This window comes from Streptomyces sp. NPDC020747, assembly GCF_044334695.1.
Taxonomy (GTDB): Bacteria; Actinomycetota; Actinomycetes; order Streptomycetales; family Streptomycetaceae; genus Streptomyces.
In genome coordinates this window covers 174,610-190,618 of sequence record NZ_JBIRTJ010000008.1, presented here as the reverse complement: position 1 = coordinate 190,618, position 16,009 = coordinate 174,610, and the positions used below count along the sequence as shown (strand labels likewise).

The window sequence follows — 16,009 nt, the reverse complement described above, 5'->3', positions numbered from 1 at the left end:
ATGACCATGAGCGAAGAGACGACGCCGGCACCTCCGGTACGGCACTGGCCGGCCCTGGACCTGACGGGGGTCGACTTCGACCCCGTCCTGTCCGAGCTGATGCGCGAGGGCCCCATCAACCGGATCCAGCTGCCCAACGGCGAGGGCTGGGCCTGGCTGGTCACGCGCTACGAGGACGTACGGCTGGTCACGAACGACCCCCGGTTCAGCCGCGCGGAGGTGATCGGCCGCGAAGTCACCCGGCTGGCACCGCACTTCATCCCGCAGGCGAGCGCGATGAACTTCGTCGACAAGCCCGACCACTCCCGGCTGCGCAGAGCGGTGAACAGCGCGTTCACCACACGCGGCATCGAGCGGCTGCGCGCCAACGCCCAGCGGACGCTGGAGGAGATGGTGGACGAGATGCTGCGGGACGGACCGCCCGCCGACCTCATCGACCGTGTCCTGGCCCCGTTCCCGATCACCGTCATCTGCGAGCTCATGGGTGTCCCGGCCACCGACCGGCACACGCTCCACACGTGGACGCAGGCGATCCTGTCCTCCTCCCAGGGGGCGAAGGTCAGCGAGCAGGCCAAGGTGGACATGGAGGCGTACTTCGCCAAGCTGATCGCCGAACGGCGCGGCGCGACCGGCGAGGACGTGACCTCGCTGCTGGGCGCGGCGGTGGGCCGGGGCGACATCACCGAGGAGGAGGCGATGGCGCTCGCGGGCCCGATCCAGATCGGCGGCGAGGCAGTCACGAACAACACGGGCCAGATGCTCTACGTCCTCCTCACCCGGCCCGCCCTCTTCGACCGGCTGCGCGACGAACCGGAGCTGCGCCCGCAGGCGATCGACGAACTGCACCGGTACATCCCGCACCGCAACGCCGTCGGCCTGTCCCGTATCGCCACGGAGGACGTGGTGCTCAGAGGCGTACGGATCAGCAAGGGCGACCCGATCTACGTGTCGTACCTGGCCGCCAACCGCGACCCGGAGGTCTTCCCGGACCCCGACCGGATCGACTTCGAGCGCGCCTCCAACCCGCACCTGGCGTTCGGGCACGGCCCGCACTACTGCGTGGGCGGCATGCTGGCCCGCATGGAGCAGGAGCTGATCGTGAACACGCTCCTGGACCGGATCCCGACGCTGCGTCTGTCGGTCTCGGCGGACGAGGTGCCGTGGCGGCGCGGCGCGCTGATCCGCGGGCCCGAGGCCCTGCCCGTCACCTGGTGACCGCGCTCACGCCGCCGCCCGAAGGCCTGCTGGTCCCGCCCGGTCACGGCCGTACGGTCCGTACCCCGGCCCAGCACGTGACCTTCAAGGTGACCGGCACGCACTCCCGGACGGCGTCCAGCTTCGAGGTCGTCGTCCCGCCGGGCTTCGACGTGGGCGCGCACGTCCACTCGCGCAGCGAGGAGCTGTTCTACGTGCTCGAGGGCGAGCTGGACGTGCTCGCCTTCGAGCCCCTCGTCCGCACACCCGACAACTGGCAGCGCTGGCAGTCGGGTTCGGGCAACCAGGTGGTACGGGCGACACCGGGCACGGTGATCGTCGTACCGCCCGGTTGCCCGCACGCGTTCGCCAACCCTACGGGGAATCCGGCCAAGATGTTCTTCCAGGCGTCCCCGCCACCGGATCACGAGCGCTATTTCGAGGAGCTGCTGGAGATCCTCGACGGGGGTGGTCCGCCGGACCACGCCGCGATCGAGGAACTGCGTTCGCGATACGACATCGAGCAGCTCACGCCTTTGAAACACCGGTGACGTGGACCAGGCACGACGTGCCCGCGGATCCCGCGATCACCGGATCGGCATCCCCGACAGAGTGCGAGCGATCACCAACCGCTGGATCTCACTCGTACCCTCGAAGATCGTGTAGATGGCCGCGTCCCGGTGCATCCGCTCGACCGGGTACTCCCGGGTGTATCCGTTGCCGCCCAGTATCTGAATGGCCTGCCCGGTGACCTTCTTCGCCGTCTCGCTGGCGAACAGCTTCGACATGGAGCCCTCGGCCGAGGTGAACTGCTTTCCGTTCACGGCCATCCAGGAGGCCCGCCACACGAGCAGCCGCGCCGCGTCGATGGACGTACGCATGTCGGCCAGCTGGAAGGCCACACCCTGGTTGTCGATGATCGGGCGGCCGAACTGCGAACGCGTCTTGGCGTAGTCGAGGGCGACCTCGTACGCGGCCCGGGCGGTGCCGACCGCCATGGCGCCGACGGCCGGGCGGGACGCCTCGAACGTGGCCATCGCCGCGTTCTTCAGCCGCTCGCCGCCGCCGGCCCTGGCCCGCTCACGTGCGCGGGCGAGGCGCTCGTCGAGCTTCTCCTTGCCGCCGAGCAGGCAGGATCCGGGTACGCGTACGTCCTCCAGGACGACCTCGGCGGTGTGCGAGGCGCGGATGCCGTGCTTCTTGAACTTCTGGCCCTGGGACAGGCCGGGCGTGTCCGGCGGAATGATGAAGGACGCGTGCCCCTTGGAGCCCAGCTCGGAGTCGATGACCGCGACCACGACATGGACGTTGGCTATGCCGCCGTTGGTCGCCCAGGTCTTCGTGCCGTTGAGCACCCACTCGTCCTTGGCCTCGTCGTACACGGCACGCGTACGCATCGAGGCGACGTCGGAGCCGGCGTCGGGCTCGGAGGAGCAGAAGGCGGCGACCTTGACATCGTTGGCATCGCCGTACATCTGGGGGATCCAGGTGCCGATCTGCTCCTCGGTGCCGTTGGCGAGGACGCCGACGGCGGCGAGGCCGGTGCCGACTATGGAAAGGGCTATGCCCGCGTCCCCCCAGAACAGCTCCTCCATGGCCATGGGTATGCCGAGGCCGGTGGGGTCGAAGTACTGCTGGGCGTAGAAGTCCAGGGAGTAGATGCCGACCTTGGCGGCCTCCTGGATGACGGGCCAGGGAGTCTCCTCGCGCTCGTCCCATTCGGCGGCTGAGGGGCGGATGACGTCAGCGGCGAACCCGTGGATCCAGTCCCGGACCTCCTTCTGTTCGTCGTTGAGCTCCATGGTGAACTCGGCCATGTCCCCTCCAGCGCTGCACTCACGTGTTACTTGCGGTAACCGTAGCCTGTTACCGGTGGGTAGGAAAAGTCAACTCCCCGTTCCCGCTCGGCAGCCCGTTCGAGGCAGAATCATTGGCGGGTGTTACGTTGCGCAGGCGTCACCGAATAAGCACGGGTGGGGAGAGCACATGGACACCACACAGCGGACCGACCAACAAAGGTCCGCCGACCGCCGACGGCGCGAGCTGTTGGAGGCCGCCGACCGGGTGGTGCTCCGCGACGGCCCAAGTGCCTCGATGAACGCCATCGCGGCGGAGGCGGGCATCACCAAGCCGATTCTGTACCGCCACTTCGGCGACAAGAGTGGACTGTACGCGGCCCTCGCCAAGCGGCACACGGACGCCCTCCTGGGCGCGCTGCGCGCCGCCCTGGACGCACCGGCCGAGCGCCGGGAACGCGTGGAGGCCACGCTCGACACGTACCTCGCGGCGATCGAGGCACGCCCGCAGGTGTACCGCTTCCTGATGCATCCGTCGGAGGGCGGCCCGCAGAGCGACCAGGGCTTCGACTCCGGGCAGCATTCCGCTCCCCTGCTGCGCCGCATGGGCGAGGAACTCGCCGAGGTCATCGAGGAGCGCGTCGACCTCGGCCCCGACAGCCAGCAGCTGGCCCGCGTCTGGGGCCACGGCATCGTCGGCATGATGCACGCGGCGGGCGACTGGTGGCTCGGCGAACGGCCTTGCGCCCGCGCGGAGTTGGTCCGCGCCTTGGCCGACCTCCTGTGGGGCCGCCTGGCAGCGGCGGGCGACAAGCTGGGTGGCCCGGCCTTCTAGCGGTCCGCGTGCCCCTCAAAGACTGCGCAGTTCCCCGCGCCCCTTGAAGGGGCGCGGTCGGCCCTCACCGTCCCCAAGAGGCCCTCCCCGCCTGCCACATGACCCTCCGGCGGCGCCATCCACGAACCCGATCCACGTACAGCCCACCGTCAAGGTGATCGCACTCGTGCTGAAGGCACCGCGCGAACCACCCGGTGCCATGGATCCGCACGGGTTCACCGTCCACGGTGAACCCCTCCACCACGGCGTGGTCGTACCGCTCGGTCCCCGCCTCCAGCCCCGGCAACGACAGGCACCCCTCGGGCCCCCGCAGCACCAGCCCGTCCGCCTCGACGAGCCGCGGGTTCACCACGTGCCCCACATGCCGCCGCTCCTCGTCGTCGGGGCAGTCGTATACGAAGAGCCGCAACGATTCGCCGACCTGGTTCGCGGCAAGACCGACACCCTGCGCCGCGTACATCGTCGAGAACATGTTCTCGACCAGCCGCGCCAGTTGAGGCCCGAACTCCGCGACTTCTTCACACCGTGTGTGCAACACGGGGTCGCCGAGCAAAGACAGAGGAAGGACGCGCCCTCGGGCGCCCGGGATCGAGCCGTGTCGCATGGCGGCAAGGGTACGGTCCTCAATGTCGCGCGGGTGCCGCGGAGGTGCCGCGATTCGGGCCGGTGAGTGGATCTCGATAGGCTGAGGGCCACACGTTGCCGGGAGCAGGGCGCGGCGTCGTACGCAAGGAGGATCGGGAACTGATGGCAGGCAACTCGGACCCGCTGTCGCCGCGGGCCAAGCTGGCCGTGACGGCGGGCAAGGCGGTCGCAGCGGCGTCACGCGCCGCGGGCCGTGGCAGCGGATCGGTGATCGGCGGCCGGGTGGCACTCAAACTCGACCCCGACCTGCTGGCCAGTCTGGCCCAGCACCTGGACGTCATCCTGGTGTCGGCCACCAACGGCAAGACCACCACGACACGTCTGATCGCGGAGGCGCTGCGCGCGGCGGGCCCCGTCGTCTCGAACGCGCTGGGGGCGAACATGCCCGCGGGCATCACGTCCGCGCTGGCCGGCGGTTCGGAATCGCGGTACGCGGTCATCGAGGTGGACGAGAAGTACCTCTCCGGTGTGGCGCGGGACACGGATCCCAAGTGCATCGCCCTGCTCAACCTCTCCCGCGACCAGCTCGACCGTGCGGCGGAGACCCGCATGATGGCCGAGCACTGGCGTGAGGGTCTGGCGGGCTCGAAGGCCGTCGTCGTGGCCAACGCGGACGACCCGCTGGTCGTGTGGGCCGCGTCCTCCTCGCCGAACGTGGTGTGGGTGGCGGCCGGTCAGATGTGGAAGGACGACGCCTGGTCCTGCCCGTCCTGCGGCGGTGTGATGCAGCGCCCCGGCGACGACTGGTTCTGCGGCGACTGCGGTTTCCGCCGTCCCACGCCGAGCTGGGCGCTCTCCGGCGACCACGTGCTCGACCCGCACGGTTCGGCCTGGCCGATCCACCTCCAGCTGCCCGGCCGCGCCAACAAGGCGAACGCCGCGTCGTCGGCCGCCGTCGCCGCCGTCTTCGGCGTGCCTCCGCAGGTCGCCCTGGAACGCATGTACCAGGTGCAGGCGGTGGCCGGCCGCTATGACGTCGTCCAGTTCATGCAGCGCGACCTGCGCCTGCTGCTCGCCAAGAACCCGGCGGGCTGGCTGGAGACGTTCTCGCTGATCGACCCGCCGCCGACCCCGGTGATCCTTTCGGTGAACGCGCGCGGCGCCGACGGCACCGACACCTCCTGGCTGTGGGACGTCGACTACACGCAGCTGACCGGCCACCCGATCTTCGTGCTCGGCGACCGGAAGCTGGACCTGGCCGTCCGTCTGGAGGTCGCGGGCCAGCAGTTCCAGGTCTGCGAGAACCTCGACCAGGCCGTGCGGCTGGCGCCGCCCGGACGCATCGAGGTCGTCGCGAACTACACCGCTTTCCAGGACCTGCGGCGTCGTGTCGGCAACTGAACCCCGAAGGACCAAGAGAATGAGTGACAACAGCCTGCGGCTGGTGTGGATCTACCCGGACCTGCTGAGCACGTACGGCGACCAGGGCAACGCCCTCGTCGTCGAGCGCCGGGCCCGGCAGCGCGGTCTGGACGTGGCCCGTCTCGACGTACGCAGCGACCAGGCGATCCCCACCTCCGGTGACATCTACCTCATCGGCGGCGGCGAGGACCGGCCGCAGCGGCTCGCGGCGGAGCGGCTGCGCCGCGACGGCGGTCTGCACCGCGCGGTCGGCAACGGCGCGATCGTCTTCTCGGTCTGTGCCGGCTACCAGATCCTCGGCCACGAGTTCATCAACGACCTCGGTCAGCGCGAGCCGGGTCTCGGCCTGCTCGACGTGGTCTCCACGCGTGGCGAGGGCGAGCGGTGCGTCGGTGACGTGCTGGGCGACATCGACGCGCGGCTGGGTCTGCCTCCGCTCACCGGCTTCGAGAACCACCAGGGCATCACGCACCTGGGCCCCACGGCCCGCCCGTTCGCGAACGTGCGGCTCGGCAAGGGCAACGGCACGGGCGACGGCACGGAGGGCGCGTACAACGACACGGTCTTCGGGACGTACATGCACGGGCCCGTGCTCGCGCGCAACCCGCTGATCGCGGACCTGCTGCTGAAGCTGGCCCTCGACGTCAACGCGCTGCCTCCGATCGACGACCGCTGGTACGAGGCGCTGCGCTCGGAGCGCATCGCGGCCGCTCAGCAGCCCGCGTGACCTCAGGGGCGGGGCCCGTCTGGCAGGGCGTCCGCTCACCTGTGCGGGGACGTCCAGCAGGCGGACGCACGATGCGGACCCGCCCCCTGCCGCCGGTAGGGTGGCGGCGTCCCGCCGGACAGCGTGGTCCGGTTCCCGGCCCACGTTGAGAAGGTATTTCGGGCTATGCGCATTGGTGTCCTCACGTCCGGCGGCGACTGCCCCGGCCTGAACGCCGTCATCCGGTCCGTCGTACACCGTGCCGTCGTCGACCACGGCGACGAGGTCATCGGCTTCCGCGACGGCTGGAAAGGCCTCCTGGAGTGCGACTACCTCAAGCTCGACCTGGACGCGGTGAGCGGCATCCTGGCTCGCGGCGGCACCATGCTCGGTTCCTCCCGTGTCCAGCCGGCGCATCTGCGTGACGGTGTGGAGCGGGCCAGGGGGCATGTCGAGGAGCTCGGGCTCGACGCGATCATCCCGATCGGCGGCGAGGGAACGCTCAAGGCGGCCCGGCTCCTTTCGGACGGCGGCCTGCCGATCGTCGGTGTGCCGAAGACCATCGACAACGACATCGCGGTCACGGACGTCACCTTCGGCTTCGACACGGCCGTCGGGGTCGCGACCGAGGCCCTGGACCGGCTGAAGACCACCGCCGAGTCCCACCAGCGCGTCCTGATCGTCGAGGTCATGGGCCGCCACACCGGCTGGATCGCCCTGCACTCCGGCATGGCCGCGGGCGCGCACGCCATCGTCGTGCCGGAACGGCCCTTCGACATCGAGGAGCTGGCCGAGAAGGTCGGCGAGCGGTTCTCGGCCGGGAAGAGGTTCGCGATCGTCGTGGCCGCGGAGGGCGCGAAGCCCCGCGAGGGCACGATGAGTTACGACGAGGGCCGCAAGGACGTCTACGGCCACGAGCGCTTCGCCGGCATCGCCCGGCAGCTCTCCATCGAGCTGGAGGAGCGCCTCGGCAAGGAGGCCCGTCCGGTGATCCTCGGGCACGTCCAGCGCGGGGGTACGCCCACCGCGTACGACCGGGTGCTCGCGACCCGGTTCGGGTGGCATGCGGTGGAGGCCGTACACCGGGGGGAGTTCGGGAAGATGACGGCTCTTCGGGGGACCGACATCGTGATGGTGTCCCTGGCGGAGGCCGTGGAGACGTTGAAGACGGTTCCGGACGAGCGGTACGCGGAAGCGGAGTGCGTTCTCTGACGTACGGAGGAGAGCTCGGTCCGCGCTGCACCGACCCCGGTCATAACAGTGACCGGGGTCGGTTCTAGTCTGGGTGCGGACAGACAGCGCAACCAGTACGAAACAGGAGCCGGCGGATGGATCACAGCGGGCCCGGCATGATGATGGATCTGCCGCCGTTCACGCTGGGGCGGGGACTTCAGTGGTCGCCGGACCCGTTCTTCCTCGTCGCCTGCCTCCTGGGGCTCGCGCTGTACGGATGGGGTGTGGTGCGGCTGGTCCGGCGCGGTGACGCCTGGCCGGTCGGGCGGACCGTGTCGTTCGTCGCCGGCGTCCTGAGCGTGATGCTCGTACTGTGCACCGGGCTCAACGACTACGGCATGGTCATGTTCAGCGTGCACATGGTGCAGCACATGGTGATCAGCATGCTGTCGCCGATCCTCATCCTGCTCGGCGCGCCCATCACGCTCGCCCTGCGCGCGCTGCCGACGGCCGGCCGTGACCGCAAGGGGCCGCGCGAGCTGCTCCTGATGTTCCTGCACAGCCGGTTCATGAAGGTCGTCACACATCCGGCGTTCACGATCCCGCTGTTCATCGCGAGCCTGTACGCGCTGTACTTCACCCCGATCTTCGACTTCCTGATGGACTCCAAGACGGGCCACATCGCGATGATGTGCCACTTCCTCGCCGTCGGTCTGGTGTTCTTCTGGCCGATCATGGGCGTCGATCCCGGTCCGCACCGGCCCGGCTATCTGATGCGGATGCTGGAACTGTTCGCCGGCATGCCGTTCCACGCGTTCTTCGGCATCGCGCTGATGATGGCGTCCCAGCCGATGGTCGAGACGTACGAGAATCCGCCCGCCTCGCTCGGCATCGACGCGCTCGCCGACCAGACCGCGGCCGGCGGTATCGCCTGGGCGTTCAGCGAGATCCCGTCCGTGCTCGTGCTCCTCGCGCTGCTCTTCCAGTGGCACCGCTCCGAGGAGCGGCAGGCACGGCGCTCGGACCGGGCCGCCGACCGCGACGGCGACAAGGAACTCGAGGCATACAACGCCTATCTGGCCTCACTCAACGCACGCGGTCGCTGAGCCCCTTTTCCCCTTTCGGTCACTCCGTACACACTGGAAATTCCCCTTGACTGAAAGGCTTTTCCATTCAGTAGCATGATGCGTGACGCCCTGCTTCCGCTCTGCAGGGTTACGGGGGATCCGCTGGGGGGAGCGGTCATGACAATTCACGCATGCTTGCTGAGGACCGGAAAAACCGTGGTCCGAAGGCTTGCCGTGCTACTCGCCGCTGCGGTGATCCTCAGCGGATGCACGGAACAACGCCTGTTCGCGGTGAAGGCCGTCGCGGCCGGAGTACCGTCACTCGCACCTTTTTTCGAAGAGGACGGCTCGCTCGGCACCGACGAGACGAAGCTCAGGCCGGAGCAGCCGCACAGCGGCCTGCAGCAGGGCAACACCCCTGGTCTGTACGGGGGTACGCGGAAACCCAAGGTCTGTGACGTCGACCGTCTCAAGGATTTCCTCACCGATCCCGGGAACCGTCGAAAGGCCCGGGAATGGGCCCGCATCGTGGGCATCGCGCCTGATCGGATCGAGGGGTACATCGACGACCTCACACCCGTTCTGCTGCGTCACGACACTCTCGTGAAGAACCACGACTACAAAAAGGGCGAGGCTGTCGCCTTCGACGCATTGCTGGAGGCCGGGATCGCGGTATTGGTGAACGACCAGGGTCTTCCCGCGGTGAAGTGCTCGTGCGGAAATCCGTTGCAGTCCTTCGACAAGGATCCCGAAAAGATCTCGGTCAAGTTCGAGGACGGCAACAAAAAATGGGACGGCTACGAGAAGTCCGACGTGGTGACCGTCAAGCCCTCGCCCCAGCCGCTGGAGCGGATCGCGCTGGTCGACGTGGACGACCCGGACCAGGGCATCAACCGCCCCGTCGGCAGCACCGGCGAGAACGACGAGCCGTTCGACGCGACGAAGCAGCACGCGGTGCCTCGCCTGGCCGGAATGACCTTCGACCAGGCCAGTCAGCGGCTGTCCGGGCTCGGGCTTGCGGCGACCTTCGCCGACGGACTCCCGCCGGGGGACGCGGCGGTGACGGGCTCCGATCCGGGGCCGGGAACCGAGTTGCGGTTCGGGGAAGCGGTGGCCCTGAGCGTCGCGGACGGCGGCGAGGAGCCGGGTACGCCTCCGAAGCCGGACCCGTCCGACGGGCCGAGCACGGACGACCCGGCATCGGACGACCCGACCTCGCGCGGGCCGACCACCGAAGGACCCACCACGGACGGGCCCACGACGGAGGGTCCGACCACGGGCGGACCGACGTCGAGCGGCCCCACCACGGACGGTCCTGACACGGACGATCCGGACACGAGCGGTCCGACATCGAGCGATCCCACCACCGACCGTCCCACCATCGGCGAACCGACGACGGCCGTCCCGACCACCCCCACCGTGTCGAGCACGCCGCCCACCGTCGAGCCGACCTCCGCGGAGCCGACGTCCGCCGAACCCACACGGAGCGAGCCGGTGACCGGCGAACCCGCGTCGAGCGAACCCGGCTCGTCCAGTGCGCCGGCTCCGGGCGAGCCCGCTGTCGGTCAGGCGTAAGCCCACCCAGAGCCGAACCCCGGGAGTGACCGGATGGCATCAGGATCACCGCAGTCGGGAGTCGGCCGGGTCATCGCCGGCCGGTACCTTCTGCTGAACCAGCTGGGCAGCGGCGGCATGGGACATGTCTGGCTCGCCCACGACCAGCGGCTGGCCTGCGAGGTCGCGCTCAAGGAGATCGTGTTCCGCAGCCCGGGCGAGGACGGCGACCGCTCGGCCCGGGTCGCCCGGGCCCGTGCCGAGGCCCGGCACGCCGCGGGCCTGCGCGGCCACCCGCACGTGGTGACCGTGCACGACGTCCTGGAGCACGAGGGCCTGCCCTGGATCGTCATGGAGTACGTGCCGGGCGCACTCGACCTGCACGCCCTGGTCACCCAGCGCGGACCGCTGGCCCCCGCCGAGTGCGCCCGCGTCGGACTCGCCGTGCTGGACGCGCTGACCGCCGGGCACGAGCGGGGCGTCATGCACCGGGACGTGAAACCCGCCAACATCCTGCTGGCCCCCGACCGCGCCGGCTCGCCGTACGCCCGGGTGCTGCTCACGGACTACGGCATCTCCGTGCAGCCCGACGGCGGCGAGACGCGGTACACGCAGACCTCCGTGCTCGTGGGCACCGCCGGCTATCTGGCGCCCGAGCGGGCCCATGGCGGGCCGCCCACCGCCGCGGCCGACCTGTTCTCGCTGGGCTGCACGCTCTACTACGCCGTCGAGGGCTACGGCCCCTTCGACCGTGATACGGGGCTCGCGGCGCTCACCGCCGTCGTGCTGGAGGAGCCGCGTCCGACGCTGCGCGCGGGCGCGCTGGAGTCGCTCCTGGCGGCCATGCTCACCAAGAACCCCGTTCACCGGATCACCGCGGAGGAGGCCGAGGGCGCGCTGTCCGCGATCCTGACGCCGCGGTCGCATCCACGGACCGGGTTCGACACCGGCTCGGAGCCGCCCTGGGCGGACGGGCCCACCCGTACGGCCGCACCCCATGTCCCCGAGACGCCCGGGCCCTCGCAGAGCCACGCGAACGGCTCACAGTGGCACGCGCCGTCGGCCGCGCAGGAGTCCTCGGCGGCGCCCGGCCGGGAGAACCCCACCACCTGGCCGCCGCCCGGGCAGGGGCCTCCCCCGTGGCCGACCGGGCAGGGTTACGGACCTCCCCCGCCCACCACCAGCAGGCGCCGCCCGCGCCACCGCGTCCTGAAGGCCGTACTGGCGACCGCGCTGGGCCTGGCACTGGCGGGCGGTGGAGCCTGGTACGCGATGGCGTACCTGCCGGGCAAGGGCGCCGGGAAGCCGTACGGAGAGGTCATCGGGCTCACCGAGCCGCTCAGGGACGGGGACTGCGTGGACGCCGACTGGAAGACGGGCACCCCCTTCGACGGCCCGCCGGGGCTCAGGGTGGTGTCGTGCGGCAGCAATGACACCGAGGGCCAGGTGATGGCGGTCTTCGAGGCCGCGTCCGCCGACGCGGCTCGCACGAGCGGTGCCGCCCAGTGCGCACAACGCACCGAGCTGACCAGCAGCAGGCTCGCGAGCGTACGCTCGTACGCCGCGGTCCCGACCGCCGACGGCTTCGGCGCCGCCGGGCGTCGCGTCGCGTGCCTGCTCCTGGACGCGCGCGGCAACGCCGTGTACGGCCCGCTCGGTGACCACCGGAAGCTGGGCACGCGCTTCACCGACACGGCCACCATGCAGAGGCGGGACTGTCTCGATGTGGTCTCCGACGAGGGCGCCAGGCTGGTCTCCTGCAAGGGCCCGCATCAGGAGAAGGTGCTCGACTTCCTGAAGATGAGCCTCGACACGACCCTGGACGAGGCTCGGGACCGGGCGACCGACGCCTGCCAGAGCCAGATGCCGCCGAACGACTACGGCCACGACCCGAACCTCTACAAATCCTCCTCCTGGGTGGGCGAGAGCGCCTGGCAGTCGGGCACACATTTCGTTGTCTGCACTGCAATTCGCAAAGACGGGGGCACCATGGAGAGGGACGAACCATGAGGAGGGTGTTGCGATGCCCGGTTCTACGAAGACCATGGGAGTGCTCACCGTAGGCGGACTGGTCGTGGTCACGGCCTACACGGTGGCGCTCGGGAGCAGTGGCTGGCTGTGGTTCGGCTGGGTCGTGCTCGGTCTGATCACGCTGGCCATGGTGGTGTCACGCCCTACCTGACGCACGTCGTACTTCATCCCCCGGGAGAGCACGGCGGTCCTTCTCCCGGGGGACTCATTCGCGGGGCAGTCGCCCCGCCGAGTGCACGCCCGGCTGGTATTTCGGCAGCCGGGCGGTGATTTTCATGCCCGCGCCGAGGGCGGTCTCGATGACGAGGCCGTAGTCGTCGCCGTACACCTGCCGCAGCCGGTCGTCCACGTTCGACAGGCCGATGCCGCCCGAGGGGCTGACCTCGCCGGACAGGATGCGGCGCAGCCGGTCGGGGTCCATGCCGGGGCCGTCGTCCTCGATGACGACGAGTGCCTCGGCGCCCGCGTCCTGCGCGGTGATGGTGATGCGGCTCTTGTCGACCTTCCCGCCACCGCCTTCGAGGCCGTGCTTCACGGCGTTCTCGACGAGCGGCTGGAGGCAGAGGAAAGGCAGGGTCACCGGGAGTACTTCGGGGGCGATCTGCAGGGTGACCGAGAGCCGGTCGCCGAAGCGGGCCCTGACCAGCGCCAAGTAGTGGTCGATGGCGTGCAGTTCGTCGGCGAGCGTGGTGAAGTCGCCGTGCCTGCGGAACGAGTAGCGGGTGAAGTCGGCGAATTCCAGGAGGAGTTCGCGGGCCCGCTCGGGGTCGGTGCGGACGAACGAGGCGATCACGGCGAGCGAGTTGAAGATGAAGTGCGGGGATATCTGGGCCCGCAGCGCCTTGATCTCGGCCTCGATCAGCCGGGTACGGGACTGGTCGAGGTCGGCGAGCTCCAGCTGGACCGAGACCCAGCGGGCCACCTCGCCGGTGGCCCGGACGAGCACGGCCGACTCGCGGGGCGCGCAGGCGACGAGCGCCCCGTGCACCCGGTCGTCGACGGTGAGCGGGGCGACGACGGCCCAGCGCAGCGGGCAGTACGGTTCGTCGCAGTCGAGGCGGAAGGCCTCGCCGCGGCCGGTCTCCAGGGGGCCGCCGAGCCGCTCCATGATCTGGTCCCGGTGGTGTTCACCGACGCCCTCCCAGGCGAGGACCGTGTCCTGGTCGGTGAGGCAGAGCGCGTCGGTGCCGAGCAGGGTGCGCAGCCGTCGTGCCGACTTGCGGGCCGTCTCCCCGGTCAGGCCGGCCCGCAGCGGCGGCGCGGCGAGCGACGCGGTGTGCAGGGTCTCGAAGGTGGCGTGCTCGACGGGGGTGCCGAGGCCGCCGAGGCTCGACGGGCGGGAGGTGCGCCGGCCGAGCCAGAACCCGGCGGCCAGCAGCGGGAGTACGGCCACGAGAAGCCCGGCCAGGAAACCGCTCATGCCTTGACCTCCGCGCGTACCTGTCCGCCGGCCAGTTCCTCGGGCAGATGGAAGCGGGCGAGGATCGCGGCCGTGCCGGCCGGCACCCGCCCGGGTGTCGCGAGGGACACCAGCACCATCGTGAGGAAGCCCAGCGGCACCGACCAGAGCGCGGGCCAGGCGAGGAGCGCGTGCAGCGAGCCCGTGCCCGGGAAGCCCGCCATCGTGGCGGCGACCGCCAGCAGCGCGGAGCCGCCGCCGACGATCATCCCGGCCGCCGCGCCCGGCGGGGTGAGCCGCCGCCACCAGATGCCGAGGACGAGCAGCGGGCAGAAGGACGAGGCGGACACCGCGAAGGCGAGCCCCACGGCGTCCGCGACCGGCAGTCCGCCGACGATCGAGCTGGCCGCGAGCGGCACGATCATGGCGAGGACCGTGCCGAGCCTGAAGTGCCGTACGCCGCGCGAGGGCAGCACGTCCTGGGTGAGGACGCCCGCCACCGCCATGGTCAGGCCCGACGCCGTGGACAGGAACGCGGCGAAGGCACCACCCGCCACCAGCGCGCCCAGCAGGTCCCCGCCGAGCCCGCCGATCACCCGGTCGGGCAGCAGCAGTACGGCGGCGTCCGCGTCCCCGGTGAGGGTCAGCTCGGGCGCGTACAGGCGGCCCAGCGCTCCGTAGACCGGGGGCAGCAGGTAGAAGGCGCCGATCAGGCCGAGCACGGCGACGGTGGTGCGGCGGGCGGCGACGCCGTGCGGGCTGGTGTAGAAGCGGACGACGACGTGCGGCAGGCCCATGGTGCCGAGGAAGGTGGCGAGGATCAGTCCGTACGTGGCGTACAGCGGGCGTTCCTCGCGGCCGGCGGCGAGGGAGGTGGACATGCCGCCGTTGCTGCCGCGGTCGGCGACGGGGACGGGGTCGCCCTTGGTGAAGGTCAGCCGGGTGCCCTGCTCGATGCGGTGGACGCCCGCCGGGAGCCGGACCCGGTCGTCCTCGTACCGCTCGCCGTCGACCGTGCCCGTCGCGGTGACGCTCAGCGGTTGGCCGAGTTTGAGGTCGAGTCCGGCGTCGATGCGGACGACCCGGTGCTCGCGGAACGTGGCCGGTTCGTCGAAGGGGCGGTCCGGGGCTCCGTCGCCCTGCCAGGCGAGGACGAGGAAGAGCGCGGGGACCAGCAGGGCGGTGAGCTTGAGCCAGTACTGGAAGGCCTGTACGAAGGTGATGCTGCGCATGCCGCCCGCGGCGACGGTCGCGACCACGACGACTGCGACGATGATGCCGCCGAGCGGCTTGGAGGCTCCGGTCAGGACGTTCAACGTCAGCCCCGCGCCCTGGAGTTGGGGCAGGAGGTAGAGCCAGCCGACGCCGACGACGAAGGCTCCGGCCAGCCGCCGTACGGCCTGCGAGGCAAGGCGGGCCTCGGCGAAGTCCGGCAGGGTGTAGGCGCCGGAGCGGCGCAGCGGGGCCGCGACGAAGAGCAGCAGGACCAGATAGCCGGCGGTGTAGCCGACCGGGTACCAGAGCATGTCGGGGCCCTGGACGAGGACGAGGCCCGCGATGCCGAGGAAGGAGGCGGCGGAGAGGTACTCGCCGCTGATGGCGGCGGCGTTCAGCCGGGGGCCGACCGTGCGCGAGGCCACGTAGAAGTCCGAGGTGGTGCGGGATATGCGCAGGCCGAAGGCGCCGACGAAGACGGTCGCGACGACCACGAGCGCGACCGCGGGGACGGCGTAGTTCTCGTTCACGGGCTGCTCTCGATCACAGGCTGTTCTCGCTCACGGGCTGTTCTCGCTCACGCGGTGCTCTCGTCCTGGGCTCAGCGGTTCTCGGGCTCGGGCTCGGTCCCCGTCACGGTCTCCGTCTCCAGCTGCGTCTCCGTCTAGCGGTCCTCGACGAGGCGGACGAAGTCCTTCTCGTTGCGGTCGGCGCGGCGCACGTACCAGCGGGCGAGGAGCACCAGCGGCGGATAGACGCAGAAGCCGAGCACGATCCACTCCAGGCTCGAACTGTCGCCCATCGACGCGAAGACCAGCGGCAGCGGGCCCACGAGGAGGACGAGCACGGCGAACACGGTGAGCGCGGCGCGCAGTTGGGAGCGCATCAGCGAGCGGACGTAGGTGTGCCCGAGTGTGGTCTGCTCGTCGATCTCGGTGCGCGGCCGGGAGCGGCTCAGCGGGCGCGTACGGCGCGGCGGGCCGGTGACGACGACACGGCGGTCGGTGGGGTCCTGGGGCATCTCGGGTCTCC

15 protein-coding genes are annotated in these 16,009 nt (G+C 70.5%); 10 read left to right on the top strand and 5 right to left on the bottom strand.

Going from position 1 to position 16,009, the window contains the following annotated elements; all coding sequences use genetic code 11:
* Positions 1-6 precede the first annotated feature (6 nt).
* Complete coding sequence (locus tag ACH4YP_RS22270) at positions 7-1,215, top strand: cytochrome P450 (protein ID WP_398492211.1); 1,209 nt, start codon at positions 7-9, stop codon at positions 1,213-1,215.
* Complete coding sequence (locus ACH4YP_RS22265; protein WP_361056622.1) at positions 1,212-1,745, top strand: cupin domain-containing protein; 534 nt, start codon at positions 1,212-1,214, stop codon at positions 1,743-1,745. Before ACH4YP_RS22270 ends, ACH4YP_RS22265 begins: the two co-directional genes overlap by 4 nt.
* 36 nt (positions 1,746-1,781) lie before the next feature.
* Here the strand turns inward: ACH4YP_RS22265 and ACH4YP_RS22260 are convergent, their stop codons facing one another.
* The gene (locus tag ACH4YP_RS22260) at positions 1,782-3,011 is read right to left on the bottom strand and encodes an acyl-CoA dehydrogenase family protein (protein WP_398491979.1); all 1,230 of its coding nucleotides are present in this window, start codon (positions 3,009-3,011) and stop codon (positions 1,782-1,784) included.
* Positions 3,012-3,180: 169 nt separating this feature from the next.
* Between ACH4YP_RS22260 and ACH4YP_RS22255 the strand changes: the two genes are divergently transcribed.
* Positions 3,181-3,825: a TetR family transcriptional regulator gene (locus tag ACH4YP_RS22255; RefSeq protein WP_361056616.1), complete on the top strand. Its 645-nt coding sequence runs from the start codon at positions 3,181-3,183 to the stop codon at positions 3,823-3,825.
* A gap of 64 nt (positions 3,826-3,889) precedes the next feature.
* On the opposite strand, the gene def is transcribed toward ACH4YP_RS22255, so the two are convergent.
* Positions 3,890-4,429: a peptide deformylase gene (gene def, locus ACH4YP_RS22250; protein WP_361056613.1), complete on the bottom strand. Its 540-nt coding sequence runs from the start codon at positions 4,427-4,429 to the stop codon at positions 3,890-3,892.
* Between the two features lie 143 nt (positions 4,430-4,572).
* On the opposite strand from def, the gene ACH4YP_RS22245 reads away from it, so the two are divergent.
* The 7 genes from ACH4YP_RS22245 (at position 4,573) to ACH4YP_RS22215 (ending at position 12,514) form a co-directional block, all read left to right on the top strand.
* Positions 4,573-5,811 carry a MurT ligase domain-containing protein gene (locus ACH4YP_RS22245; protein ID WP_361056611.1) on the top strand — a complete coding sequence of 413 codons (1,239 nt, stop codon included), beginning with the start codon at positions 4,573-4,575 and terminating at the stop codon, positions 5,809-5,811.
* Positions 5,812-5,830: 19 nt separating this feature from the next.
* On the top strand, positions 5,831-6,559 hold the full coding sequence (locus ACH4YP_RS22240; protein WP_269650822.1) for a type 1 glutamine amidotransferase: 729 nt from the start codon (positions 5,831-5,833) through the stop codon (positions 6,557-6,559).
* Between the two features lie 165 nt (positions 6,560-6,724).
* Positions 6,725-7,750 (top strand): 6-phosphofructokinase, encoded by a 1,026-nt coding sequence (locus tag ACH4YP_RS22235; RefSeq protein ID WP_306941176.1) that lies wholly within the window; start codon positions 6,725-6,727, stop codon positions 7,748-7,750.
* A 116-nt stretch (positions 7,751-7,866) separates the two neighbouring features.
* Positions 7,867-8,817, top strand: coding sequence for a cytochrome c oxidase assembly protein (locus tag ACH4YP_RS22230; RefSeq protein WP_361056603.1), 951 nt, complete (start codon positions 7,867-7,869; stop codon positions 8,815-8,817).
* 177 nt (positions 8,818-8,994) lie between these two features.
* Positions 8,995-10,353, top strand: coding sequence for a DUF6777 domain-containing protein (locus ACH4YP_RS22225; protein WP_398491975.1), 1,359 nt, complete (start codon positions 8,995-8,997; stop codon positions 10,351-10,353).
* 33 nt (positions 10,354-10,386) lie between these two features.
* Positions 10,387-12,342, top strand: a complete 1,956-nt coding sequence (locus ACH4YP_RS22220) for a protein kinase (protein WP_361056597.1) — start codon at positions 10,387-10,389, stop codon at positions 12,340-12,342.
* A gap of 13 nt (positions 12,343-12,355) precedes the next feature.
* The gene (locus ACH4YP_RS22215; protein ID WP_107102596.1) at positions 12,356-12,514 is read left to right on the top strand and encodes a hypothetical protein; all 159 of its coding nucleotides are present in this window, start codon (positions 12,356-12,358) and stop codon (positions 12,512-12,514) included.
* A 54-nt stretch (positions 12,515-12,568) separates the two neighbouring features.
* On the opposite strand, the gene ACH4YP_RS22210 is transcribed toward ACH4YP_RS22215, so the two are convergent.
* From ACH4YP_RS22210 to ACH4YP_RS22200, 3 genes are all read right to left on the bottom strand, one after another.
* Positions 12,569-13,783, bottom strand: coding sequence for a histidine kinase (locus tag ACH4YP_RS22210; protein WP_361056593.1), 1,215 nt, complete (start codon positions 13,781-13,783; stop codon positions 12,569-12,571).
* Positions 13,780-15,507 carry a cation acetate symporter gene (locus ACH4YP_RS22205; protein WP_361056590.1) on the bottom strand — a complete coding sequence of 576 codons (1,728 nt, stop codon included), beginning with the start codon at positions 15,505-15,507 and terminating at the stop codon, positions 13,780-13,782. The genes ACH4YP_RS22210 and ACH4YP_RS22205 overlap by 4 nt, the downstream gene beginning before the upstream one ends.
* A gap of 134 nt (positions 15,508-15,641) precedes the next feature.
* The gene (locus tag ACH4YP_RS22200; RefSeq protein WP_055617080.1) at positions 15,642-15,998 is read right to left on the bottom strand and encodes a hypothetical protein; all 357 of its coding nucleotides are present in this window, start codon (positions 15,996-15,998) and stop codon (positions 15,642-15,644) included.
* Between the last annotated feature and the right edge of the window lie 11 nt (positions 15,999-16,009).